At 49.8% G+C, this 25,810-nt stretch carries 27 protein-coding genes and 2 tRNA genes; 20 read left to right on the top strand and 9 right to left on the bottom strand.

Translation table 11 applies throughout. The annotated features are described in order from the left end of the window. The first annotated feature begins 151 nt into the window (after positions 1-151). From gyrA to AB1763_10540, 19 genes are all read left to right on the top strand, one after another. Positions 152-2,632 carry a DNA gyrase subunit A gene (gene gyrA, locus AB1763_10630; protein MEW5833279.1) on the top strand — a complete coding sequence of 827 codons (2,481 nt, stop codon included), beginning with the start codon at positions 152-154 and terminating at the stop codon, positions 2,630-2,632. Between the two features lie 46 nt (positions 2,633-2,678). Continuing rightward, the gene (locus AB1763_10625) at positions 2,679-3,134 is read left to right on the top strand and encodes an LPP20 family lipoprotein (protein ID MEW5833278.1); all 456 of its coding nucleotides are present in this window, start codon (positions 2,679-2,681) and stop codon (positions 3,132-3,134) included. Beyond that, on the top strand, positions 3,083-3,487 hold the full coding sequence (locus AB1763_10620) for a hypothetical protein (protein MEW5833277.1): 405 nt from the start codon (positions 3,083-3,085) through the stop codon (positions 3,485-3,487). Before AB1763_10625 ends, AB1763_10620 begins: the two co-directional genes overlap by 52 nt. Positions 3,488-3,505: 18 nt before the next feature. Then, positions 3,506-4,660 carry a sigma-54 dependent transcriptional regulator gene (locus AB1763_10615; protein ID MEW5833276.1) on the top strand — a complete coding sequence of 385 codons (1,155 nt, stop codon included), beginning with the start codon at positions 3,506-3,508 and terminating at the stop codon, positions 4,658-4,660. A 67-nt stretch (positions 4,661-4,727) separates the two neighbouring features. Beyond that, entirely contained in the window at positions 4,728-5,756 is a 1,029-nt protein-coding gene (locus tag AB1763_10610) for an aspartate-semialdehyde dehydrogenase (protein ID MEW5833275.1), read from the top strand. Position 5,757: 1 nt separating this feature from the next. Next, entirely contained in the window at positions 5,758-6,285 is a 528-nt protein-coding gene (locus tag AB1763_10605; GenBank protein MEW5833274.1) for a YqhA family protein, read from the top strand. 28 nt (positions 6,286-6,313) lie between these two features. Continuing rightward, entirely contained in the window at positions 6,314-7,360 is a 1,047-nt protein-coding gene (gene hemE / locus AB1763_10600) for a uroporphyrinogen decarboxylase (protein MEW5833273.1), read from the top strand. Continuing rightward, the gene (locus tag AB1763_10595; GenBank protein ID MEW5833272.1) at positions 7,357-8,295 is read left to right on the top strand and encodes a radical SAM protein; all 939 of its coding nucleotides are present in this window, start codon (positions 7,357-7,359) and stop codon (positions 8,293-8,295) included. The genes hemE and AB1763_10595 overlap by 4 nt, the downstream gene beginning before the upstream one ends. A 58-nt stretch (positions 8,296-8,353) precedes the next feature. Continuing rightward, positions 8,354-8,428 (top strand) — tRNA-Asn (locus AB1763_10590). A gap of 28 nt (positions 8,429-8,456) precedes the next feature. Further along, positions 8,457-8,531 (top strand) — tRNA-Asn (locus AB1763_10585). A 161-nt stretch (positions 8,532-8,692) separates the two neighbouring features. Next, positions 8,693-9,583: a glucose-1-phosphate thymidylyltransferase RfbA gene (gene rfbA / locus AB1763_10580; protein ID MEW5833271.1), complete on the top strand. Its 891-nt coding sequence runs from the start codon at positions 8,693-8,695 to the stop codon at positions 9,581-9,583. Further along, on the top strand, positions 9,580-10,170 hold the full coding sequence (gene rfbC / locus AB1763_10575) for a dTDP-4-dehydrorhamnose 3,5-epimerase (protein ID MEW5833270.1): 591 nt from the start codon (positions 9,580-9,582) through the stop codon (positions 10,168-10,170). The genes rfbA and rfbC overlap by 4 nt, the downstream gene beginning before the upstream one ends. Continuing rightward, complete coding sequence (rfbD, locus tag AB1763_10570) at positions 10,163-11,032, top strand: dTDP-4-dehydrorhamnose reductase (protein ID MEW5833269.1); 870 nt, start codon at positions 10,163-10,165, stop codon at positions 11,030-11,032. The genes rfbC and rfbD overlap by 8 nt, the downstream gene beginning before the upstream one ends. Next, entirely contained in the window at positions 11,029-12,054 is a 1,026-nt protein-coding gene (gene rfbB, locus AB1763_10565; protein MEW5833268.1) for a dTDP-glucose 4,6-dehydratase, read from the top strand. Before rfbD ends, rfbB begins: the two co-directional genes overlap by 4 nt. A gap of 2 nt (positions 12,055-12,056) precedes the next feature. Continuing rightward, positions 12,057-13,076 carry a glycosyltransferase family 9 protein gene (locus AB1763_10560; GenBank protein ID MEW5833267.1) on the top strand — a complete coding sequence of 340 codons (1,020 nt, stop codon included), beginning with the start codon at positions 12,057-12,059 and terminating at the stop codon, positions 13,074-13,076. 32 nt (positions 13,077-13,108) lie between these two features. Next, positions 13,109-13,951, top strand: a complete 843-nt coding sequence (locus AB1763_10555; protein MEW5833266.1) for a glycosyltransferase — start codon at positions 13,109-13,111, stop codon at positions 13,949-13,951. Further along, positions 13,952-14,725 (top strand): acyl esterase, encoded by a 774-nt coding sequence (locus tag AB1763_10550; GenBank protein ID MEW5833265.1) that lies wholly within the window; start codon positions 13,952-13,954, stop codon positions 14,723-14,725. It begins immediately after the preceding gene. Next, positions 14,722-15,651, top strand: coding sequence for a glycosyltransferase family 2 protein (locus tag AB1763_10545; protein ID MEW5833264.1), 930 nt, complete (start codon positions 14,722-14,724; stop codon positions 15,649-15,651). The genes AB1763_10550 and AB1763_10545 overlap by 4 nt, the downstream gene beginning before the upstream one ends. Next, positions 15,648-16,970, top strand: a complete 1,323-nt coding sequence (locus AB1763_10540) for an O-antigen ligase family protein (protein MEW5833263.1) — start codon at positions 15,648-15,650, stop codon at positions 16,968-16,970. Before AB1763_10545 ends, AB1763_10540 begins: the two co-directional genes overlap by 4 nt. On the opposite strand, the gene AB1763_10535 is transcribed toward AB1763_10540, so the two are convergent. Both AB1763_10535 and AB1763_10530 read right to left on the bottom strand, forming a co-directional pair. Beyond that, entirely contained in the window at positions 16,959-17,966 is a 1,008-nt protein-coding gene (locus AB1763_10535; protein MEW5833262.1) for a glycosyltransferase family 9 protein, read from the bottom strand. The two genes, AB1763_10540 and AB1763_10535, sit on opposite strands and share 12 nt — an antisense overlap. Beyond that, complete coding sequence (locus AB1763_10530; GenBank protein ID MEW5833261.1) at positions 17,963-19,051, bottom strand: glycosyltransferase family 4 protein; 1,089 nt, start codon at positions 19,049-19,051, stop codon at positions 17,963-17,965. Before AB1763_10530 ends, AB1763_10535 begins: the two co-directional genes overlap by 4 nt. A 147-nt stretch (positions 19,052-19,198) precedes the next feature. Here AB1763_10530 and metK point away from each other — a divergent pair, with 147 nt between their 5' ends. Further along, the gene (gene metK, locus AB1763_10525) at positions 19,199-20,407 is read left to right on the top strand and encodes a methionine adenosyltransferase (GenBank protein ID MEW5833260.1); all 1,209 of its coding nucleotides are present in this window, start codon (positions 19,199-19,201) and stop codon (positions 20,405-20,407) included. Positions 20,408-20,420: 13 nt separating this feature from the next. On the opposite strand, the gene AB1763_10520 is transcribed toward metK, so the two are convergent. The 7 genes from AB1763_10520 to AB1763_10490 are packed head-to-tail and all read right to left on the bottom strand — an operon-like array spanning position 20,421 to position 25,809. Beyond that, on the bottom strand, positions 20,421-21,428 hold the full coding sequence (locus tag AB1763_10520; protein ID MEW5833259.1) for a glycosyltransferase family 2 protein: 1,008 nt from the start codon (positions 21,426-21,428) through the stop codon (positions 20,421-20,423). Then, a complete protein-coding gene (locus AB1763_10515) occupies positions 21,429-22,373 on the bottom strand; it encodes a glycosyltransferase family 2 protein (protein ID MEW5833258.1) in 945 nt (314 codons plus the stop codon). Positions 22,374-22,387: 14 nt separating this feature from the next. Next, positions 22,388-23,518, bottom strand: a complete 1,131-nt coding sequence (rffA, locus tag AB1763_10510) for a dTDP-4-amino-4,6-dideoxygalactose transaminase (protein ID MEW5833257.1) — start codon at positions 23,516-23,518, stop codon at positions 22,388-22,390. Then, a complete protein-coding gene (locus AB1763_10505) occupies positions 23,515-24,327 on the bottom strand; it encodes a class I SAM-dependent methyltransferase (GenBank protein ID MEW5833256.1) in 813 nt (270 codons plus the stop codon). The genes rffA and AB1763_10505 overlap by 4 nt, the downstream gene beginning before the upstream one ends. 8 nt (positions 24,328-24,335) lie before the next feature. Further along, positions 24,336-24,656, bottom strand: a complete 321-nt coding sequence (locus AB1763_10500; protein MEW5833255.1) for a hypothetical protein — start codon at positions 24,654-24,656, stop codon at positions 24,336-24,338. Continuing rightward, the gene (locus tag AB1763_10495) at positions 24,653-24,985 is read right to left on the bottom strand and encodes an EamA family transporter (protein ID MEW5833254.1); all 333 of its coding nucleotides are present in this window, start codon (positions 24,983-24,985) and stop codon (positions 24,653-24,655) included. Before AB1763_10495 ends, AB1763_10500 begins: the two co-directional genes overlap by 4 nt. After that, on the bottom strand, positions 24,985-25,809 hold the full coding sequence (locus AB1763_10490; GenBank protein ID MEW5833253.1) for a sulfotransferase: 825 nt from the start codon (positions 25,807-25,809) through the stop codon (positions 24,985-24,987). Before AB1763_10490 ends, AB1763_10495 begins: the two co-directional genes overlap by 1 nt. Position 25,810 lies beyond the last annotated feature (1 nt).

The raw sequence follows: 25,810 nt of genomic DNA, 5'->3' as shown, positions 1-25,810 counted from the left end.
CTCCGCATCGTAGGTAATCGTTTGAATAATTGTAACCTTATTTAATTAATTAAGCAATGAAGCGCCCGTCGATCCGAAAAAAACAGATTTTGAGACTTTAAGTCTCGTTGAGCTATAATCAGCCAACCAATCTTCACTTTCCGGGGACGAAATGAACGATCTGCTAGACAACAGCGAAATCAACGATATTAATATTGAGGACACCCTCAAGAGCAGTTACCTCGACTATTCGATGAGCGTCATCATCGGGCGGGCGCTTCCCGATGTACGCGACGGGCTCAAACCGGTACACCGCCGTATTCTCTACGCGATGGATAAACTCAACCTCTCCGCAGGCGCCAAGTACAAAAAATCAGCCCGTATCGTCGGGGATGTCATCGGTCAGTACCACCCGCACGGCGACACCTCCGTCTACGACGCCCTCGTCCGTATGGCCCAACCGTTCTCGATGCGCGCACCGCTCGTCGACGGGCAGGGGAACTTCGGTTCGGTCGACGGCGACAACGCCGCGGCCATGCGTTATACCGAAGCGCGGATGACCCGCTATGCGGGGGAACTGCTTAAAGACCTCGACAAAGACACCGTCGACATGGTCGACAACTACGACGGCACGACGCAAGAACCCGACGTCCTTCCGACCCGCGTTCCGAATCTTCTGATCAACGGTTCGGCCGGTATCGCCGTCGGTATGGCGACGAACATTCCTCCCCACAATCCCCAGGAAGTGCTTCAGGCGCTCGTCTACCTGATCGACAATCCGGGTGCTTCGCTGATCGACATCATGCAGTTTATCAAAGCCCCCGACTTCCCGACGGGCGGTACCATCTACGGGAAAAAAGGGATCCTGGACGCGTACGAAACCGGCCGGGGACGTATCCGCGTACGGGCCAAAACCCACATCGAGAAAAAATCGAACAAAGACGTCATCGTCATCGACGAACTCCCCTACCAGGTCAATAAAGCGCGCTTGATCGAAAGCATCGCCGAACTCGTCAAAGACAAATTTATCGAGGGGATCAGCGAAATCCGCGACGAATCCGACCGTGAAGGGATCCGTGTCGTTATCGAACTCAAACGTGACGCGATGAGCGAAATCGTCCTCAACAACCTTTACAAATCGACGAACATGGAGACGACGTTCGGGATCATCATGCTCTCGACGTTCAACCAGGAGCCCCGCGTCTTCACCCTGCTCGAAATGTTGGGCCATTTCATCAATCACCGCAAAACGGTCATTATCCGCCGCACGATTTTCGATCTCGAAAAAGCCAAAGCCCGCGCCCATATCCTCGAAGGTCTGAAAAAAGCGCTCGATCACATCGACGCGATCATCAAACTGATCCGCGGCAGCGCGGACGGCGAGAGCGCGAAAAACGGCCTGATGGAGCAATTCGGTTTCTCCCCCATCCAGGCGCAGGCGATTCTCGACATGCGTCTGCAGCGCCTCACCGGACTCGAGCGTGAAAAAATCGAAAACGAACTGCGCGAAATCCTCGCACACATCGAATACCTCGAGAGCATCCTCCGCAGCGAAGAGGTTCTCAAAGGGATCATCAAAGAGGAGTTCACCGAGCTCGTCGAACAGTACAACATCCCGCGTCTGACCGACATCGAGGACAACTACGACGATATCAACATCGAAGACCTGATCCCCAACGAACCGATGGTCGTTACGATCACCCACCGCGGCTACATCAAACGGGTACCGCTCGCCGCTTACGAAAAACAGCGCCGCGGCGGCAAAGGCAAAGTCGCCGTCACGACCTACGACGACGACTTCATCGAAAAATTCTATACCTGCAACACGCACGATACGCTGATGTTCGTCACCGACCGGGGACAGCTGCACTGGCTCAAAGTGTACAAGATCCCCGAAGGATCACGCACGGCGAAAGGAAAAGCGGTCGTCAACCTGATCAACCTCGAAGCGGACGAAAAGATCCGTTCGGTGATCCCGACGACCGACTTCGACGAAAACAAATCGCTCGTCTTCTTTACCCAAAACGGTATCGTCAAGCGTACGGCGCTGAACGAATTCTCCAACATCCGCAGCACCGGCGTTCGTGCGATCGTGCTCGATGAGGGGGACACTCTCGTCACTGCCCACATTGCAAACGAAGAGACCAAATACCTCTTCATCGTCACCAAATTCGCGCAGTGCATCAAATTTGAAATTGACAAAACCCGTGACCAGGGACGCAGCACCCGCGGGGTCCGCGGTATCAAGTTCAAGATCGAGGGCGACCAGGTCGTCGATGCGAACATCATCAAATCCGACGACGAAGAGATCCTCATGGTAAGCGAAAAAGGGATCGGCAAACGGACGACCGCGGAAGAATACCGCCTCACCAACCGTGCCGGGTCCGGAGTCATCGCGATGAAACTCAACGCCAAAACAGGTTCGACCGTCGTCGGATGTCTGATGGTTGACGAGAGCATGGACATGATGGCGCTGACCAAAGCGGGCAAAATGATCCGCGTCGACATGCAGACGATTGCCAAATCCGGACGTAACACCAGCGGTGTATACATCGTCAAAGGGGATGACGTCGCGAGCATTTCACGCTGCCCGAAAAACGACGAAGAAGAAGGCGACGGCGAGAACGACGAAGGTTCGTTCGAATTGGAATGATTTTTGCTGAAATCAGCCAAGTCAATGAAACTTTAAGGAACACAGTATGCGAATTTCTGCAGCTCTTGCGTTATTTCTGAGCGTATCCGCCCTGCACGCGGGCTTTTTGTCGGGCAACGAATCGGAGACACAGGTCAAATGTGTCTACAGCGGCACGGACGGAAACTGTGTCGAGCCCATTCTCAAATCCGACAGTGAACTCGTCATCACCGTCACCGGCCAGGGCGTCGCCCCTTCGGTCACCGCTTCTCCGGCACAGGCTTACGCGCTGGCCAAGCGCGCGGCCATGGCCGACGGCTACCGCCAGATTGCCGAAAAGGTCAAAGGGGTCCAGGTCGAAGGGCAAGATACCATTAAAAACCTGATGCTCGTCCAGTCGAGTACCCGCACGTCGGTCGAAGCGCTGGTACGCGGCGCCAACGTCACCAATACGACGTTCAAAGAGGGTCTGTGCGAAGTCGAAATGGAAATCGCCCTGTCTTACTCACGGGTATTGCGTTAATCCCTACCCTCTGCTTCGGAGCCGACCACTACTATGTAGGGTACCGGCTCGCCACCCAAAATTCCCAACCCGTTTACGAAGCTTTCGACGTTTCCAAAGCGATGCGCACCTGCACCGGTGGGATTTCGGAGGAACTTTTCCTTCAACGTCGTCCGCAAGAACCTCTCAAAGAGGTTTTGGAACGAGAAAAAAGCGCTTTCCTCGAATATGCCCTCTTCGAAACGGGGCGGATCAAAAGCGATACCCGCACCGTACAATCGCAGATCCGCACGCAGGAGATCCTTACCCTCCCTACCCGCTGTTACGCAGTCGAGTTTAATGATGAGTCTGTTACAATCGCCCTGATCAAATAACCGTTGAAAAGGCCCCGGATGAAAATCGCGATTGTCGAAGACGATATCAACATGCGTAAATCCCTCGAAATCGCCATGGGCGATTTCGAGCAATACGACGTCCACACTTTCAAAAATGCCCGTGACGCCCTTAAAAAGCTCGACGATACGTTCGACCTCATCATCAGCGACATCAACATGCCCGGGATGGACGGCATCGAATTCGTCAAAACGCTTGGCGGAAAATACGAAGTGATCATCATCACCGGAAACGCCACCCTCACCCGTGCCATCGAATCGATCCAACTGGGAGTCAAGGATTTTCTCCTCAAGCCGTTCGAAATCGAAACCCTCATCGCCGCGATCGAACGGAGTGCGACGGTCGTTCACAAAACCCCCAAAACGGGGGCGGCCAAGACAGAAGGGGGCGAATCGTTTCTGGGTACCTCCCCCGCCCTCGAAAAACTCCTCGAGCGCCTCGCCAAAGCGGCTGCAACCGATGCGAGCATCATGCTCCTCGGAGAGAGCGGCGTGGGAAAAGAGGTCCTCGCCCGCCACATTCATCACTCTTCCCCCCGTGCTTCCAAGCCTTTCGTCGCGATCAACATGGCCGCCATCCCCGACAATCTGATCGAAAGCGAGCTCTTCGGATTTGAAAAAGGGGCCTTTACCGATGCCGCCGAAGCCAAAGCGGGGCAATTCGAACTCGCCGAGGGGGGGACCCTGTTTTTGGACGAAATCGGCGAAATGCCCTACTCCCTGCAGGCCAAACTGCTCCGGGTACTGCAAGAGCGCGAAATCCGGCGGCTTGGATCGTCGAAAAACACCAAAATCGACGTGCGGATCATCACCGCTACCAATGCCGACCTCAGCCGGAAAATCGGAGAGGGGGGCTTCCGCGAAGACCTCTATTACCGCCTCAATACGATCCCCCTTCTGATCCCTCCGCTGCGCGAGCGGCGCGAAGAGATTCTTCCGATCGCCGAAGCCGCGCTGGAACGCTACTGCGCGCGATACGGTTTTGAATCCAAAACATTCAGTCCCGAAGCCAAAGCGGCGCTGGAAAACTACTCCTGGCCGGGAAATATCCGCGAACTGATCTCCGTCGTGGAACGCTCCGCGATTCTCAGTGACGGAAATCGGATCGGCGCCGAAGAGCTCTTCCTCGAAGCGCGCGGTTTGGGGCGAATATAAGCACCGTTTGGGTATAATCGCCCAAAAATTATGCGGTGAATTTTATCACCTTCAAGGATACCCTCCAATGAAACGTTACAACGTTGCAATCGTCGGTGCCAGCGGCGCCGTCGGCGAAGAGATCTTGCGCATTTTCGAAGAGATCGACTTCCCCTATGCCAAGATCGTACCTCTCGCAAGCGCCCGCAGCGCCGGAACTACGGTCACGTTCAATGACCAGGAATTGGTGATCAAAGAACTCACGCCGACCGTATTTGACGAAGAACAGATCGATATCGCCCTCTTCAGCGCGGGCGGAAGCGTATCGGCCGAATTTGCCCCTTACGCGGCCAAAGCCGGAGCGGTCGTCATCGACAACACCAGCCATTTCCGTATGTTCGACAACGTTCCGCTCGTCGTCCCCGAAGTGAACCCCGAAGATATCGCCCAGTGGACCAACACGGGGATCATCGCCAACCCCAACTGCTCGACGATCCAGATGGTACAGGCGCTCAAGCCCCTGGATGAAGCGTACGACCTGATCCGCGTCGACGTCAGCACCTACCAGGCGACCTCGGGTGCCGGAAAATCGGCGATGGAAGAGCTCGTCGAACAGATGCAGGCCTTTTTCGCCTTCAAGCTCGACGAAGTGGAGCCGAAAAAATTCGCCCACCGCATCGCCCTTAACGCGATCCCGCAGATCGATTCGTTCACCGACACCGGCTACACGAAAGAAGAGCTCAAAATGGTCAACGAGACGAAAAAGATCATGCACAAGGAGATCGAAGTGAGCGCAACCTGTGTCCGTATCCCGACACTGCGCGGCCATGCCGAAACACTGACTTTGACGTTCGACGGTGCCGTCGACGCCGACGAAGCCCGCGAGCTGCTCCGCAAAGCACCCAACATCATCGTTCTGGATGAACCTGAAAACAGCGTTTACCCCATGCCCTCGATGTGTATGGACCAGAACGAGACGTTCGTAGGACGCATTCGCCGCGACCTCTACCGCGACAATGTCCTGCACCTGTGGGTCGTCGCCGACAACCTCCGCGTCGGTGCGGCGACGAATGCGGTCCGTATCGCCCAAAAATGGGTGGAAATGCAAGGAGAATAAGATGAATTTCATCGAAAAGTTCTTTGAACACGGGTTGTGGAGTACGCGGCTCGTCATTTTGCTTGCCGTCGTGTTCGGCCTCATCGGAGCGTTTGTCCTTTTTGCCGTCGCCAGCGTCGACGTCTACAATACCGCGGCCTACGTCATTCAGACCTATGCCGCCCATGCCCATCCCGCACACTTCCATGAGGAAATCGTCGGGGGGATCATCGGGGCGGTCGACCTTTACCTCATCGGGGTCGTGATGATCATCTTCTCGTTCGGCCTTTACGAACTGTTCATTTCCGACATCGATCCGGCCAAGGACGAACACGGCAAGGAGAACCAGCTCCTCGCCGTCCACTCCCTCGACCAGCTCAAAGACAAGATTTCCAAAGTCATCGTCATGGTCCTCGTCGTCGGGTTTTTCCAAAAAGTGGGACACACGGCGTTCACCGGAGCACTGGAACTGCTCTATCTCGCCCTCTCCATCACGGCCGTCGCCGTAGGGCTTTATTTCCTGAGCAAAGTGGGTCATCACGACCACTAAAAAAATAATTTTTGAAAAGGATTCAATAATGAGCAAAATTTTCGTCGATGCCTGCTTCGGCAAAGAAACCCCCTACACCCCCGTATGGATGATGCGCCAGGCCGGGCGCTACCTTCCCGAGTATATGGAGGTACGCAAGCGCGCCGGGAATTTTCTCAACCTCTGCCACGCCCCCGATATGGCCGCCGAAGTCACGATCCAGCCCCTCGACCTCGTCGGTGTCGATGCGGCGATTTTGTTCAGCGACATCCTCGTCGTCCCCAACGAAATGGGGATGAAACTCGACTTCGTCAAAGGCGAAGGGCCGGTCTTCGACAAACCGATAGCAACCGAAGAAGACCTGAACGATCTGGTCGGCGGAGACGAAGCGGCATCGCGCCTCACCTACGTCTACGACACGATCAAAATTTTGCGCGCACAGCTCGACGAGCGCGGCGACGAAAAAGCCCTCATCGGCTTTACGGGGGCGCCGTGGACGCTGGCCACCTACATGATCGAAGGTCAGGGGACCAAAACCTACAACATCTGCAAAAAGATGATGTATTCCAATCCCGAGCTGCTCCACAAAATCCTGCGCAAAGTGACCGACGTGGTCAAACTTTACATGGAACACCAGATCGAAGCGGGCGTAGACGTGGTGCAGATCTTCGACAGCTGGGCCGCGGCGATCGAGCCGAGCCGTTATGATGAGTTCTCCTGGAGCTACATGGTCGAAATCGCCGAATACCTCAAAGGCAAATATCCTCACATCCCCGTGATCATGTTCCCCAAAGGGATTCCCGCGTTTTTGGACAAGGTCTACGGCAACTTCGACGTCTTCGGCGTCGACTGGAGCACGCCGATGGCGCTGGCCAAGGAAAAGCTGGGAGAGCGCTATGTATTGCAGGGGAACATGGAGCCCTGCCGCCTCTACTCCAAAGAGCAGACGACCGCATGTGTCGAAGCGATCCAGGAGATCATGGGTGGCCGTCGCCATATCTTCAACCTCGGCCACGGCATTCTCCCCGACGTCCCCGTCGAGAATGCGCAACACTTCGTCCGCGAGTGCCACAGAGTCAGCAAAAAGATCAAATGAAGACGATCTTCGGCCCCGTCTATTCCCGTCGTTTCGGCGCGTCGCTGGGTGTCGATCTCTCGCCCGATCACAAGCAGTGCAATTTTGACTGCCTCTACTGCGAGCTCTCGCCCGCCAAGGCGGTGAAAACACAGCATGACGTCATTCCCCTCAACAGCGTCATTGCCGATCTACAAAAAGCGCTGAACGAACATCCCGCCATCGACGTCATCACCATCACGGCCAACGGCGAGCCGACGATGTATCCCCACCTGCGCGAGCTCGTCGAACAAATCGACGCAATCAAAGGGAACGCACAAACCCTGATTCTCTCCAACAGCGCCTGCCTGAACGATCCGGTCGTCTTCGATACCCTGCTGCGCCTTGATCAGGTCAAACTCTCCCTCGATGCCGCCACGCAGGAAGTCTTTAAAAAAATTGACCGCCCCGCAGAAGGGATAGAGGTCCGATCGATAATCGATTCGATCCACCGCTTTTCCCGTGTTTTCCGCGGGAAACTTTTCATCGAGATCCTCTTTGTCAAAGGGGTCAACGACACCCCCGCACAAATCGCCGCACTCAACCGTGCTTTACGGGAAGTTACCTGTGAACGGATCGATATCGGAACCATTGACCGCCCTCCGGCCTATCCCGTCGAAGGATTGAGTTTCACCGAACTGCACGCCATTGCGGGTCTTTTTGATCCCGCATTACCGATCCATATCGTCTCACGCACCCACGCGCACGCTACCCCCTCGCCGTATAGCGACGACGAGATACTCAATACCCTCGACAAACGCCCCCTGACCCGTGACGACATCGAGGCGCTTTTCGATACTGGGACGCTACGCCGTTTCGAAACACTCTGTTCGGAAGGAAAAATAGCCCGAACCGAACGTTCCAACGTCGTCTTTTATATTCCCGCGAAAAATATCGCCAGAAAACGCTCAAAATAACGCTTTTTTTATTGACAATCGCACCTTCATACCGTATAATTACGCCTCTTAAAAACATTCCGGATTAGCTCAGCGGTAGAGTAGGTGACTGTTAATCACTTGGTCACTGGTTCGAATCCAGTATCCGGAGCCACCGTTTTAAGAATTTCCTTTTTTTCTGTTCCGGATTAGCTCAGCGGTAGAGTAGGTGACTGTTAATCACTTGGTCACTGGTTCGAATCCAGTATCCGGAGCCACCCTTCCCTATTTTTAAAATCCCCGAATACGTCCGACAAGCCTTTTCCTCTGGCCACTGATTGATCTGAATTCTCTCGAAATCCCCGCTATTTAAATTGATATCTAATCCGTCATTGCGTATAATCCTTTTAATTTTATTCAGTTTACCTACGGGAGTGCCATGAAAGGGATTATTTTAGCCGGCGGAAGCGGTACGCGTCTTTATCCGATCACGAAAGGGGTCAGTAAACAACTCGTCCCCATCTACGACAAACCGATGATCTATTATCCTCTCTCGGTACTGATGCTCGCCGGTATCCGCGAAGTGCTCATAATCTCCACACCCCACGATCTCCCCCGTTTCGAAGAACTGCTCGGGGACGGCAGCGATATCGGAATGCGGTTCGAATACTGCGTCCAACCCTCCCCCGACGGCCTTGCGCAGGCCTTCATCCTCGGGGCCGATTTCATCGGCGACGATGACGTCTGCCTCGTCCTGGGAGACAATATCTTCTACGGGCACGGACTCACCCAACTTTTGGCACAGTCGGTCAAAAACGTGACCGAAGAGAACAAAGCGACGGTATTTGGCTACTGGGTCAAAGACCCCGAGCGATACGGCGTTGCCGAATTCGACGAAACGGGGAACGTCCTCTCGATCGAGGAGAAACCCAAGGCGCCCAAAAGTTCCTATGCGGTCGTCGGGCTCTATTTTTACCCGAACAGCGTCGTCGAGATCGCCCGCAATGTCCAACCCTCCGACCGGGGAGAACTCGAGATTACGAGCGTCAACCAGGCCTACCTGGCCCAAAACGCCCTCAAAGTCGAACTGATGGGGCGCGGCTACGCGTGGCTCGATACGGGGACCCACGAAAGCCTCCTCGAAGCGAGCATGTTCATCCAGACCATCGAAAACCGCCAGGGGCTCAAAGTCGCCTGTATCGAAGAGATCGCCTTCGAAATGGGATACATCACCAAAGAGAAGCTGTTGGAACTTGCACAGCCCCTCTCCAAAAACCAGTACGGGCAATACCTGATCCGGCGGGCCAACGAGGGGAAAGTACTGCGATGACATTCCAGCGTACCGCCATCCCCGACGTGATCATCATCGATCCCAAGGTCCATGGAGACGCGCGGGGTTATTTCGTCGAAACGTTCCGCGCCGACAAATTTGCGGAATTCGCCGGCTTCGAAGTCAGTTTTTGCCAGGACAATGAATCCGCGAGCAGCTACGGGGTGCTGCGGGGGCTGCACTACCAGCTTCCGCCCCATGCGCAAAGCAAACTGGTACGCGTGATCGAAGGAGAAGTGCTCGACGTCGCCGTCGATATTCGCAAAGGTTCCCCCACGTTCGGTCAGCACGTCGCCGTACGCCTCTCGGGCGAAAACAAACGCCAACTTTTCATTCCCCGCGGTTTCGCCCACGGGTTTGTCGTCCTTTCCGAAACCTGCACCTTCGCGTACAAGGTCGACAGCTATTACAGCCCCGAATGCGATCGGGGCGTCGCGTTCAATGATCCCGCAATCGGTATCGACTGGATCGTTCCTGGCGAGTATTTGCAGCTTTCGGCCAAAGACGGCGCGCAGCCTCTACTGGAGAACGCGGACCTGTTCGAATACGGGATTGATCTTTATGCCCCAAAGGGTGCCCGTGCGTAATATCCTTGTGACGGGCATGAACGGACAACTCGGCAGCGAAATCCGCACACTGGCTTCGTCGTATCCGGATTACGTTTTTACCTTTACCGACCGTTCCGCGCTCGATCTGTCGAACCTGTGCAAAATGGAAGATTTTTTTGAGGGTAAAACATTCGATGCCATCATCAACTGTGCCGCCTACACGGCGGTTGACAAAGCCGAATCCGATCCCCAGGGCGCCGACGCGGTCAACCACCGTTTCGTTTCGATGCTGGCCAAAATCGCGAAACGTGCGGGAAGCTCCCTGATCCACGTTTCGACCGATTACGTCTTCGACGGGCGCAACCATCGCCCTTATATCGAGACCGATCCGACCGATCCGCAGGGGGTGTACGGCCGCACCAAACGCGACGGTGAAAACGCGATCCTCTCGGTAGCGCCCAAAAACACCGCCATCATCCGCACTTCGTGGGTCTATTCGAGCTTCGGCAACAATTTTGTCAAAACAATGCTCCGCCTGGGGCGTGAACGCGATTCGCTGGGCGTCATCTTCGATCAGGTAGGAACCCCGACCTATGCCCGGGACCTGGCCCGGGTGATCCTCGAAATCCTTCCGCGGCTGCAAAACGAACGTCCCGAAATCTATCACTACAGCAACGAAGGGGTTGCCAGCTGGTACGATTTTGCCCAAGCGGTCTTCGAACTCTCAGGCATCGCGTGCGACCTCAAAGCGCTAACCACCGATCAGTACCCGACCCCGGCGGTGCGCCCGCACTACAGCTTGCTGAACAAATCCAAGATCAAAAACGCTCTGGGGGTTACGATTCCTTATTGGAAAGATTCGCTCAAAGAATGCCTCACACTATTAGGAGAGAAACAATGAAAACACTTTTGGTCACCGGATGCGCCGGATTCATCGGCAGCAATTTCGTCCCCTATTTTCTGGAAAAACATCCCGATATTCGCCTCGTCAACCTCGACCTCCTCACCTATGCGGGGAATCTCGAAAACCTTGCCGAAGTCGAAAACAACGAACGCCACGTTTTCATCAAAGGGGACATCTGCGACCGCGGCCTTGTCGAATCGCTCTTTGAGACGTACGACATCCGCGGCGTCATCCATTTTGCCGCCGAAAGCCATGTCGACAATTCGATCAAAAATCCCGGCGTCTTCGTCCAGACCAACGTCAACGGTACCTTCACCCTCATCGACGTCGCCTACAAGCACTGGATGGAAAAACCGTTCGTATGCAAGCAGGGATACGAGGAGTGCCGTTTCCACCACATCAGCACCGACGAAGTCTACGGAACGCTCGGCGAGAACGGACTGTTCAGTGAAACGACCCCCTACGCACCGAACTCTCCTTACAGCGCCAGCAAAGCCGGAAGCGATATGATCGTGCGCAGCTACCACCACACCTACGGAATGGATACCGTCATCACCAACTGCTCGAACAACTACGGTCCCAAACAACACGACGAAAAACTGATTCCGACCGTTATCCGCAAAGCGCTTCGCGGCGAAAATATCCCCATCTACGGCGACGGCAAAAACATCCGGGACTGGCTTTACGTTCTCGACCACTGCAAAGGGATCGACCTGGTCTACCGCAACGGCCGTAACGGAGAGGTTTACAATATCGGAGGACGCAACGAACGCAACAACAACCAGATCGCCGACCGTATCTGTACGCTGCTGGATTCGATGCATCCGCGCAAAGACGGACAAAGCTACAAAACGCAAATTACCTACGTCGAAGACCGTGCCGGGCACGACCGACGCTACGCGATCGATGCAACGAAACTTGAAACCGAGCTGGGGTGGAAGGCTGATGAAAACTTCGACACCGGTATCGTCAAAACGATCGAATGGTATCTGGAAAAATACACCCAAGGCGACAAATAACGATGCATATTCCCGAGGACATCAAACGGGTTTTGGTATTGCGCTGCGGAGCGCTGGGGGATCTGGTGTACGCGACCTCCGTCATCGATGCCCTCCGTGCCGAATACGGTGCCGGAGTGGTCATCGACTTTATCACGACGCCCGGAACCGCGAAATTATTTGAAAACGATCCCCGCATCAACCATATTTTTCATCTCAGGCATAAAAAACTCCCCGTGTGGCTTAGCCCGCAAAAACGCTCCATCATCCGTGCATCGCGACAGAATCCGTACGACCTGTTCATCAATTTCGAGATGGGTAAACAGTTCCGAACCCTGTGCAACGCCATCCGGGCACGCCACAAAAGCGGATGGTTTTTTGAGCAGCCCGTTTTCGGAGAAAATGACCATATGGTCGATATCTGCAAATCGTTTTACGCCCCGGTCGTTACCCAAGACGTCCTTCAACAGGCCGCTCCTAGGATTATCGGCAAAAAATTTCCCGAGGTACAGGCAAAACTCCAGCTGCCCGAGCGCTACATCGTCCTCAGCCCCAGCAACTCGCACAACAAAAAAAGCCGCCTGAACTACCGTGCATGGCCGCAAAGCCATTGGAAAAAGCTCATTGCCCTTCTCCCCTCGGATCTCAGCATCGTGATCGTCGGCGGAAAAGGGGAAGAACCGTTTTTCGAAGCAATCCGCCCTTATCCTCCCAACGTCATCGATCTTGTCGGACGCACGACCGTTGCCGAAATGATCAGCGTCATCGGCCATGCGCGGGCCCTTGTCGTGACCGATACAGGAACGGCACATATCGCTTCGGCGATGAATACCCCCGTTTTCTGCCTGATCGGTCCCACCCCCGCTCACGTCACCGGTCCCTATCGTTCGGCAACGAACGAAGTCCACATTCTTTCGTTGGGGTTAGCATGTTCGCCGTGTTACAAAACCCCGACGATGAAAGCGTGCACCGACAACGTCTGCATGAAGGATCTTTCAGCCGAAACGGTACTCTCAGCGTTAAAATCAGCTAATATCCTGTAAAATAAGGCCATTACATTCCGGAGAATCCCCCTATGCCCTATCCCCGTTCAACCCTGATCATCTCGGTCTACAAAGACACCGAAGCGCTCGGGTTCATCCTCGACAGCCTCGAACACCAGAGCGTCGCGCCCGATGAGATCATCATTTCCGAAGACGGCGATTCTAACGAAATGGCGGAATTCGTGGCGGCGCAAAAAGGGCGGTTCCCCCATCTCGTCCACCTGACCCAGGCCGACGAGGGGTGGCGGAAAAATATTGCCATGAACAACGCGATCAAAGCCGCAAGCCATGAATATCTGATCTTCATCGACGGGGATTGCGTACCTTACAGCACATTTATCCAAGGCCACGTCGAAAACGCGCAAAAAGGGATTGTCCTGTGCGGGAAACGTTTCGAACTGGGGCCGGAATATACGGCCAAAGTCAAACAACATACCCTCCCCTTTGCACAGCTTGAAAAACATTTCCTGTGGCATTTGCCATGGATGGTGAAAGACGGTGCAAGACACGTTGAAGAAGGTTTTTATTTCTCCTCGGGCAGTCTGTTGAGCAATATCACCAAACGCTACGTCCGCTACATCATCGGCTGCAACTTCTCGTGCTTTAAAGAAGACATGCTCAAAATCAACGGCTTCGATGAAACCTACCGCCTCCCTTCCGTGGGAGAGGATATTGACCTTGGATGGCGTTTCCGCGGCCTGGGGATCGAGCTCAAATCGTGCCGCAACAACGCCTGCATGATGCACCTGTGGCACAAAAAACGCTTTGCCGAAGAAGAAGGGATCATCAATAACCGCATTCTCAAAGCGAACTTCGATGAAAACCGCTTCGTATGCGTCAACGGCATCGAGAAACTCTCTCCAGGGGCTTGCTAAATGCGTTGCCTGAATGATTCGACCTATCCTCTCACTTATTCCGTCTGTACCCTCGTTACCGATCATACGGAATACCGCGATATGGTCGCGTCGTTCAACCGTGCGGGTTTCACCGATGCCAACACCGAATTTTTATACGTCGACAACTCAAACGGGAACACCGAGGACGGGTACAGCGGTTTGAACAAATTTTTGAATCGTGCTTCCGGCAAATACATCATCGTCTGCCATCAGGATATCCTGCTTGAGTTTGACGACATCGGTGTTCTGGCGGAGCGGATTGCGGAGATGGACCGGCTCGACCCCGACTGGGCGGTTTTGGGAAATGCCGGTTACGGTGATTTCAGCACCAAACTCTACCGGATCACCGATCCCTGGGGAGCCGACCAGAAAATCGGGACCCTCCCCGCGCGGGCCCGCAGTCTCGATGAAAATTTTCTCCTGGTCAAAAACGACGCCAACCTGGCGCTTTCTCACGATCTCAAAGGTTTTCATCTCTACGCCACCGACTTGTGTACCCTTGCCAATATCCTCGGCTGGAATGCCTATGTCATCGATTTTCATCTCTACCACAAAAGCGGCGGCAACTGTAACGAAAGCTTTTTTGCGTCAAAAAACGCCTTTATGGACAAATACGCACGGATCATCCGCCCGATGGCGATCCGCACCACCTGTACCATGATGCTTATCACCTGCGCACCGCTATTCAACCGCTTCATCAATAAAAAATTCTTTTACAGCATCCGAAAACGGCTGGAAACACTCTTGCGATGAACGGCCTCGACATCTCTTTCATCACCGTCAACTACAACTCGTCGGCCCATACGATCGCACTCGTTGAAAGTATCCGGTCCCGCGTTTCCGGACAAACGTCGTACGAAATCATCGTCGTCGACAACGCCTCCGAGGCCGAAGACTATAACCGTCTACACAGCGCGCTCGAGGGCTCCCCTTCGGTCAAACTCCTACGCAACCGGATCAACAGCGGGTTTGCGGGAGGAAATATGCTGGGGGTCAACGTCGCATCGGGACGGTATTATTTCTTTATCAATAACGACTGCCTCCTTCTCAACGACGCTGCCACCGTCATGAAAGAATTTATGGAATCGCATCCCGACGCCGGGGCCCTGACCGCCAAGATTACCGATGAAAACGGCAACTTTTCCTCATCCTACAAACAATTCCCCTCGGTCGTCAAACAATGGTTCGGGAACAGCGCCCATCGGATGCTGTCCAAAAACCCTTTTCCCAGCAACAAAGCACGTCTGGAACTCCCTGCCCAGGTCGAAATCATCAGCGGATCGTGCATGTTTTTCCGCGCCGACGTTTTTTGCGCGCTCGGTGGCCTGGACACGGTTTTTTTCCTCTACTGCGAAGAAGAAGACATCTGCAAACGGGTATGGAACAGCGGACGAACGGTCTATTTTCTCCCCTACGCCGAAGTGTTCCACGAGGGTGGAGGCAGTTCGGGTACAAATCCCGCCCTCGAAAGAGAATTTTACATCTCCTACAACCTCCTCATAGACAAACATTTTCAGGGATTGCCCCGGATGCTGATCAAAACCGCCCTCTTTTTCAAACTCCTCCGCCGCGTCGCTACCAAAAAGGGGGGATGGAATATCTTTGCTTTTTTCCTGCGCGGTGCCCCGATCAAAGAGAGCCTGCGCTATAATCAGACTATACGCGCGAACCGTCCATGATGTTACGGCTATTTTCTTTTGAGGCGATTCGCCCATATCGGGAACAATCGGCTTTAGCCGCGAACTATCTGCTGATACTTTACGCTTTTTTACTCCCGGTTGCACCGAAAACTGCAACGCAAATTTTTATTGCCGCAGCACTAATCATGTTTTTTAGTGGGAACCTAAAAGAGAAGTTTTTCAATGCGCTTAAAAACAAAGTCATTATTTCCTTCATCCTTTTCTATACAATGTACGTTTTTTGGACTTTAGGAAGCGAACACATTGCAACAGCATTTTTTAAACTCAAAGAATTCAAATACATTCTTCATATAATTATTATTTACATGATTGTTCAAAAACGGTTTGTCTTCATGATTCTCGGAAGTTTTATCCTTGGAATCATTTTCAGTGCACTCACATCCTACCTGCTATTTTTTGATTACCCGGTATCAGCATGGTTAGACTACGTCCCATTGATCGAATTGCATCCGGCCATGCACGTCAATGTTCCGTTCATGGTCAGCTATACTGCTTACAGCATTAGCTTAAGTATAACGGCAAATATTCTTCTCTTTTCACTGCTCAAAAATCGGCATCCCGGTCTTTTCTTTAATGCTGCCTTGTTTATCCTGTTTCTCGGTGTCAGTAGCGTTGTCTTTTTAATTGCATCCCGGTTGGGATACATTTTATACAGTCTCAGTATCTCATTAACAATTGGGTATGTTTTTCGCCAATACCTATTTCGGGCCATATTAATCATCGTTGCTTTTCTAGGAACAACCTATCTTATCGCTTATGAAAATAGTGAAATATTCAAAAACCGATTTTCAGCCATCGCGGAAGAAACCCGAAAGTCCTTCAATGCTTCTTATACTTCAGGAGAAGGTATGCGCATTGCATACTATCTTTACGGCTGGGAAGTCATCAAAGAAAACTCTGTTTTCGGTGTAGGAACGGGAGATCACATAGCAGAAGTGTTCAAAATTATAGATAGGAAAGAAACCGATCCTGCGAATAAAAATATGCTTTATATGAATTATCATAGCGGCGATCATGCAAGCTTCGACAGTGAGTATCTGGACACTCTCGTACAATTTGGCATCGTTGGGCTTTTGATTTTTTTTAATATCATTTATCAAATGATCCGATATATTCAACCTGATTCACGCTTGAAATACATTCAATACCTCTTGGCATTCACAATCACAATCGTTTCATTACCTTCCATCATTCTGATACCTTCCGAAGTCGGAAAAGTATTGATACTTCTCATCTCGCTTACGCTCGTTCAACCCTGCCCCGAAGATTCCAAGCTGATCTCCCCATCAGCTGTGTAGTTTCCGCGCCATTAAGCGTAGAACTTCCTCGCTGTACGGCTCCCTTCCCTCGGCATTGAAAACGGCGTGATGGCGTTCATCGATCGGCAGATAACGGTAGGGGACGGTAAAGAAAAAGATCCCGACCGTCGGTGTTCCGGCGGCAATAGCCATATTGCGGATTCCCGTATCGCCGCTGACGACCATGCGCGCTTTCCCCAAAAACGGCATTAACTCCTCCAGCGGCATCGGATCAAGCTTGCGAACGCTCGGGTAAGCGCTCAGGCGCTCCATCAGGGCATCGACTTTTTCGTAATCGCGGATCCCTTCGAGAACCACATGCTCGAAATCGGGATAATTTTCCACCGATCGCTCAATCAGTTCGGCAAAACGTTCCTGAGGCCAACACTTCCAGCCCAGCGACGCGGTCGTAAAATAGACGATGTAGGGGCGTTCCTGATTGGTTTCATAGGGCGGATAACCGTATTCGAGCATCTGCTTTTTCGGGGCTCCGAGGATATAAAGCATGTGCAGCAGGGTTTCCACCTCCGGTACCAGGTCCGAACGCAGAATGGCGATATCGTAAAACAGATTGTTTTTGAACCTGCGATAAGGGAAGCCGATTTTCAGGCGTGCCTTGGTCATCATGCAGATGATCCCGGACAACGAGGTATCGGCCATATCGAACACGATGTCGTGTTCCCCGAGCGCCTTGATGTCGCGCAGGCGTTCGGCGTAGGTCGTTTTTTTCCCCTCTTTTTTCTTGTGGACCACGTGGACGCGGTCGACCAGGTCCTCGGGCGCACCGTAGGCATAGTTGTTCACGATGCTCAACGTGATCTTCGCGTTGGGGAAGAACTCCCTCGCCTGAATCAGAAACGGTCGCATCACCATCATATCCCCGATCGCCGCATGACGAATCACCACAATCGAGCGAACCGATTCGGGCGACATCGAAGCCGCCGTTTCTCTGGCTTTTCGGGTTGCCCATGCCCCTTTTTCATACCATAGTTTCATTGCTGCATCTCTTCAAAAATTTTAGTCATCCGTTCAAACTGTTTTTTGCTTTCGAACACATCGAGCGCTTTGCGTTTTCCCTCCTGCGCCAGATGCACCCGGAATTCCGGGGCATCGTACAACTCTCGGAGCTTGAGGTTCAGGTCCTGTGCGTCGAACGTCGTAAACAATAAACCGTTACGACCCTCATCGATGATCTCCAGCGGCCCGCCGCTCCGGCTGGCGACAACGCAGACTCCGCACATCATGGCCTCGATCAGCACCAGCCCGAACGTCTCTTTTTCGGTTGCCAGCACTACTACGTCGCACAACTGCATCATGGCCTGCGCCTCTTTCGTAAAGCCGGTAAAAACCCCGACGTCAGGATAACGCCCCTTCAAAGAATCCAGATACCCCTCATCCATTGCGTGCCCGACGATCAGCGCTTTCGCGTCTATCCCTTCCGCGCGGAGTTTTTCAACCGCTTCCAGTACCAGATGCTGCCCTTTGGGCGGCTCGATGCGCCCAACGATACCTACCGTAAAAGCATTCCCCAAACCCAACCGATCACGGCGGGAGCGCTTTTCATCGGGTTCGATGAGGGGAGGCTGTTCGGCGCCGATGTAAAGCACCTCGGTACGCGGACGCACTTCGGCCGGGACGAATTTCTCGATCTGGGATTTGACCTGCTGCGTCACGGCGAGCATCATGTCAAGATTTTTGTAGATGAACCGATGATAAACGTCGTTTTTAAAACGGGTCATCGTCATGTGCCGAGACTGCACAACTTTGGGTTTGCGTTTGGAGAGCAGCTTTGCGGTAATCGCGAGAGGAAGGTCTTTCGTCCAGTGAAGATGCAGCACATCGACCTCTTCGGCGTCGATGATGCGGGCCAATTCCCGCGCCCCGATCCACGAAAGCAGGACATTGCGACGTTTCAGCCCCACATGACGTTCCCCGCTGCTGGAAAAATATTCCATCAGCTTCCCCTTTTCGTTAATGACGCTGATACAGCGCCCCTGAAGATAATGCGCCGCGCGCATTATATAAAGTTCCAGCCCTCCCAGATCAGGGGAGAGGCACAGTTCGCATATTTTTGTTCCCATGGCCCGCCGTATGTTGGATAAATTATAGGTGAAGATAATAACAAAGAAACCCTGAAAGTACCGATTTTGCCACTATTTAAGTTGTTTTTGTCTACAATATTTGACAGCTATCATCAGCGAATCGAGCAAACGGAGAAAATCAAACGTATGTACCTGTTTACCAGTGAAGTAGTCAGCCCGGGACACCCGGATAAATGTGCCGATATTATTGCCGACAGCATCGTCGACCGTCTTATCATCGGCGATCCCAAAAGCCGGGTGGCCAGCGAAGTCTTCGTGGCCGGAAAACACGTCATTATCGGCGGAGAAGTAACCTCCAAAGTCGAACTTAGCACTAAAGAGTACAAACAAATCGCCCTTGATGCCCTCAAAAAAATCGGTTACAACGGCCATCCCCATTTTACCCGGGAAGAGTGCCTCCATCCTGATGACGTACAGGTACAGGTTCTCCTCAACCGCCAGAGCCCCGACATCAATCAGGGTGTCGACCAGGCAGACGGCGAAACGGGTGCCGGGGACCAGGGGATCATGTTCGGCTACGCCGACAGTGAAACCGCCAACTACATGCCCAGCGCTATTACCTATGCCCGCATGCTGATGGAAAAAGTCTACCACTATGCCCTCGCCCATCCGCACAAGCTGGGTGTCGACATCAAAACCCAGGTGACGATGGACTACGGCAAAAAAGAGAATTTCGAAAACTGCCAACCGCAGAAAATTCACACCATCGTCGTATCAGCACCGTGCGTCAACACAATGAACATCGAGCAGGTCCGCGAGCTGATCATGGAACTGATTCTCGACACCGGTCTTCCGACGCAGCTTTTCGATCCGAAGGACTGTATTATCCACATTAATCCGACAGGTAAATACGTTTCCCATTCGAGCCTGCACGACAGCGGCCTGACCGGGCGTAAACTCATCGTCGACAGTTTCGGCGGATACGCTCCTATCGGCGGGGGTGCACAAAGTTCGAAAGACTATACGAAAGTCGACCGTTCAGGATTGTATGCCGGCCGCTGGCTGGCCAAACACATCGTTGCAGCCGGTCTGGCAAAAAAATGCGTCGTACAGATCAGCTACGCGATCGGCGTCGCCAAACCGACTTCGGTTGCGGTCGACACCTACGGAACCGTAGTCGAAGGGCTAAACGACGATACTCTTTCTCAATTCGTAATGGACAATTTCCCGCTGACACCAAACTGGATTACCCGCAAATTCGATCTTGACCACCCCAGCGAAGAGACGTTTCTCTACGCCGACGTCGCCAGCCGCGGACAGGTAGGACAAAGCGACTATCCGTGGGAAAAACTGGACGAATTGAAAAAATTCGAACAGTTAAAATCAACGTTGTAATAAAGTCGGATTTCTAACTGAACCGATTTTTAAAACGTTTCCAGTATTTTTCGAACTGACCAGACTTGGCATAAACTTTGGCCAAAAAACGTATCACCAGTATCACGGGGATCGGTAAAAAGGCAATAATTTTAACGATAGATTCCGGGAAAGTGGTGGCACGTTGAAAATATGGCTGATATTTTAAATAAATATCATAGGTAAGAATTTTTTTCTTTCGAAGATTTAAAAGATTTCGAAAAGAGAAAATCCCCGAAAGTGCACCAAAGTCACGGATCACTTTCAATTTCGATTCTTCTGAATAAACATCCGGGAGGCTGAAAATAAAGTTTTGCCATCGTTTACATGCAATTTCAAAAACTACAGGCTGATTGCTCCATGCAATCTTCTTTTTTTTCTGGTAATTCAGACTTTCGACAGAGTATTCTTGAATCCATTTAATTCTAAACGGATGCTTTGCGATGTAATCGAAAATAATGCCCGTTTGGAGAAAATTGGTATCTTTATAGCGCTCAAAATCAGCATTCTGAATCAACTTTTTGGAGAAAATGAGACTGCTGATAGAAGTCATTATGGCTCCCAAGTCTTTAAACATCAAATTGGCATCAGTATATATTTGACTTTTATTTCGTCGAGAAGAAATAAGGTTAAAAACGATTGCATCAAACTTTTTCTCTTCGGAAGATAACAAGGGGAGCAAAAATTCAATTCCGGCATCCGGCAATCTATAGCTGTCGCCAAGTAGCCATGTATACTTGGTTGTTGAAAGTTCCAATGCCTTTTTGAAATTGCTGTCGGGATCAATGGTCGTTTCGTTCCGATAGTAGCGTATATGTGGGTATTCAGCCTGTTTTTTTTGAACAATGATTGGAGTGTCGTCTGTCGAAGCATTGTCTAAAACGATGAATTCGAGATTGTATTTGCGCGCGACCGGGATATGTGCATCGAGACATTCTTCCAAAAAATCCGAACGATTATAGGTTGGAATGGTAAAGCTTAGTAGTTCTGGATAGGAGTTCACTTAATCTTCCTTGATAAAATTGATCCGCTCTTGCTCAAACACGCGCGGACGTTTTAACACCTGAGTGTAAATCGCACCGATGTATTCGCCAATGATTCCCAAAAAAAACAGGACAACGCCGAACATAAACGAGGTGCCGATAATCAGCGGAGCAATCCCCAGCGGCATACTGTCCCAGTTCAACAATTTCACCACGGTATACCCTATCGCCGTGACAAAACTGATCAAGGCAAGTGCAAATCCCAGCAGCGTCGCGATGCGAAGCGGGACCTTGGAGTTATTGATAATCCCCAGTATTCCCATATCGTATAGGGTGTAAAAATTGTTTTTCGAAATACCGCGCGGGCGTGCGGGTTGAGTGTAGGGAATTTTCGCCACTTTGAAACCAATCTCGGCGATCATCCCCCGAAAAAACGGATACGGATCATCGAATTCACGCAAAAAGTCAATGATCTTTTTGTCATACAAGCCGAATCCCGTGAACCCCTTGAATATTTCAACTTCCGAAAGACGGTACAGCAGATTGTAATATGCTTCCCGCAATTTGAACATCCACTTTTTTTCATAGCTTTGTTCTTTAACACCGATAACCACTTTATATCCCTGTTCCCACTGGCGGACAAAATCGACAATCATCTCCGGTGGATCCTGTAAATCGGCGACGATGGAAATGACAGCATCCCCGTTACACTGCATGATGCCATGGAACGGCGATCGTATGTGCCCGAAGTTACGCGCATTGACAATCACTTTTACATTCAGATCATTCGCTGCGATGCCCCGCAAAATTTCAACCGTTCGATCTTCGGATGCGTTGTCGATAAACACATGCTCGTATCGGTATTCTGACAACTTGGATTCAAAAACACGTTTGACTTGTTTATAAACTTCGGCAATATTCTCTTCTTCGTTATAACATGCCGTCATAATGCTAATTTTTTTCAAATGGCTTGCTCCAATCACTGATAAAATTTTGCAATTGTATTTGCAACATACTCAATTTCTTCTTTCCGTATCCCAAAATACATTGGCAGGCGGATAAGCCGTTCGCTTTGAGAAGTGGTAAAAAGATCTTCTCCAAAAAAGTGGCCATATGCTATCCCTGCTGTCGCACTGTGGAGTGGCACATAATGGAATACGGCATTGATGCCATGTTCTCCCAAATATGACAATAAGGCTGTCCGTTCCGTTAAATTGGCTGTTTTGATATAAAACATGTGAGCATTATGGCGCGTATGCTCCGGTATGGTAGGCAATTCTAGCCATGTTTCGAGGCCAAGCCGGATGAGATTATCCCAATAGGTTTGCCAGCTTTGCAAGCGATCAGTCCGGATCGTTTCAGCTTCTTCAAGCTGCCCCCATAAATATGCGGCACTGATATCATTGGGTAAGTAACTGCTTCCAATATCGACCCAGCTGTATTTATCGACCATACCCCGGAAGAACTGGCTTCGGTTCGTCCCTTTTTCACGGATGATTTCTGCCCGTTCTATAAAATGAGGGTCATTGATGATGAGCAGTCCGCCTTCTCCCCCGCTGGTATAGTTTTTGGTTTCATGGAAGCTATATGCTCCCAAATGGCCGATTGTACCAAGAGGCTTTCCTCGATATTCAGACATCATCCCCTGGGCAGCGTCTTCTATGACGAACAGATTGTTGCGCTCGGCGATTTCCATTATGGTATCCATTTCGCATCCTATGCCGGCATAATGCACCGGTACGATTGCTTTGGTACGAGGAGTTATAGCGGCTTCGATTAGCGTTTCATCGATATTCATGGTATCTGGACGAATATCGACAAAAATGATTTTTGCTCCTCTTAGCACAAATGCATTTGCGGTAGACACGAAGGTATAGCTCGGCATGATGACTTCGTCACCGGGTTCGATACCAATCAGAATGGCTGCCATTTCCAGGGCATGGGTACAGGAAGTTGTCAAGAGAGCTTTTGAACATTGAAGCTGTTCTTCAAACCACTGGTGACATTTTCGGGTAAATTCGCCATCTCCGGATATTTTCGCGCTCTTCATTGAAGCTAGAACGTGACGCTCTTCATTCCCGGTAAATGGTGGTTTATTAAATGGGATCATTTTTTTCTCGCAATTATTAATAGACTTCCACCAAACATATTCGGTAAAAAATTGTTTAGTTTGTTTTCAATACGTGTAATAAAAAGTAAAATAGTATTAATAATTGGGTTAATAGAAATTTTTTGAGTATATTCTTCTTTAATGACTTGTTTGTGATGATCTCGATTTAGTAATCTTCTTAACCAAAGTAGAGGAACGATGAAAATAAAAAAATAGCGAGATATAATAATTTCAAATCCAGCTTCTTCTAAAATTTTATTTAGTCTTTTTTTTGTGTATCTTGTTTTGTGCCCGGCTATGGCATCATCTCTATTCCAAAGCCACATGTGTGCAGGAACAGTCAAAATTATTTTGCCATTACTTTTTAACATAGTATGAACATTTTGTAATGCCAAGGTATTGTTTTCAATATGTTCTAATACATCAAACATACATACACCGTCAAATTCTTCTTGAAAAGGTGATTTCAACAAGTCAAATTGATAACATGTTTCAATTCCATAGCTTTTAGCATATTTAAGCCCATTTAAATGCAGCTCACCAACACAAAGGTTTTGACAGCCATGAGATTGCAAATATCGTGAAACATTACCAGTTCCAGCACCTATTTCAATGATATTTGATGTCATTTCGATTATATTTTTAATTTGAGAAAAAATAAACTCTTTTCTTGCAATAAACCAAAAATGATATTCCTCAGCCTGATAAAGATTATCTAAGCCTTGTGCATTATAATCGCGATGTTCTTCGATAATATTATTGTCAAAAACTTTGATATCATCGATAACTTGATATTCACGTGTAATCATATCTTTCCTTATAACACAAAAATAATTACACCAATACTAATCAAAAGTGTTCCAAACAGTTTGTAACGATCCATTGACTCTTCTAAAAACAGTGTAGATGCCAATACGGTAAATATATAATTAACACTCATGATAGCAGTGAAATATTTCATATCAATTAAAGTCATTAAGTGATATGAGATTATTACTGTGATTGCAAAAAACAAATACCCAGTAATAATATAAGCATTAAAAAAATCGACTATATGATACTTAATAGCAGCTTTTTTTAAGAGTATTTGTCCTGTAACAGTAAGAAAAACAGCTAGAACAATATAGAGAGGAATCATGGTTTTTTACTTTGAGAAAGTATATAAATACCAAATACCATGAGTATCAAACCAAATAGATGGTTAACCTCAAATTTTTCATGAAAAAAAACAACAGCATAAACAAAAATCAATATTTGAACCAGTGAATTATACGGGTAAGCTTTGGACAATGGCATGTATTTTAACACATATTGCCAAATGAAAGCACGATTAGCAATTAATATAAATGCGCTCCCGAGCCAAATTGCTTGAAATAGTTCTGATGAAGTTGTTGATATTTTGATACACAAAAAAGTGAATGACTGTAAAAACACCGATAATAATACTAAGACAATCCCTTTTTGCATCAGCAATATACGATTCCAGATTTTTGGAAATAACTTTCAAGAAATATATTTTTTTGAGGATAGATATCTGGAAGTGGCAGCTCTTCTGTTATATTTGGCTTGCCCAATATATATTTATTGCGGATATAATGTATAAATGACTTTGGTAAGCAGGTAAAAGCAATTGTTCGTAATATGGATAGAGTAGAGAGATATGTTATAAATTTATTGTTCTTGCGATTACCAGCATTAATTTTTTCCTGTATAACATTTCCATCATTAAAAAAAGAAGTCACTCCGATAAATTTTTCTATCTCTTGCAATACATTGAGTTTGTTATTTTCAAAATGGGTAAAATCAATCAGCATAAGATTACCAGAGAAAGCTTGTTTGAATTGTTCTACTTTGACGATAAAATCAAAATTTTTAAAGTCAATTGACAATATGCTACTTTCAAATTTAATTTCATATTTCTTTGCAAATGTTTCAAAAGTTCCTATACTGTAAGATTGAGTAAGAATTTGTTTGTAAAATGATTTTATCCAGTCATTAGGATTACGTAGTAATAAAATAACTTTTTGGTTGCTGTTAAAACTTTTTATTCGCTCAATAGCATTAGGGTCTAAAAAATAAAAAGGACTAACATCAAAGTATTTTTGCTCATTCTGCGCTTTTTGGTATATTTTCTCAAACCATTCTTCGCCTTTTGTATGGTTGTAAGAAAAATAGTTGGTTTCTTTGATTTCTGGCATATACATGTCAGGGTGTAGTGCTAGGGTTTTATACATATATGTTGTTCCGGCACGAGGCATACCAGCAATAATTACCAAATGGTCTTTATGCAAA

Source organism: Campylobacterota bacterium, from assembly GCA_040752835.1.
Taxonomy (GTDB): Bacteria; Campylobacterota; Campylobacteria; order Campylobacterales; family Sulfurimonadaceae; genus Sulfuricurvum.
This window is presented reverse-complemented; position numbering and strand designations above follow the sequence as displayed.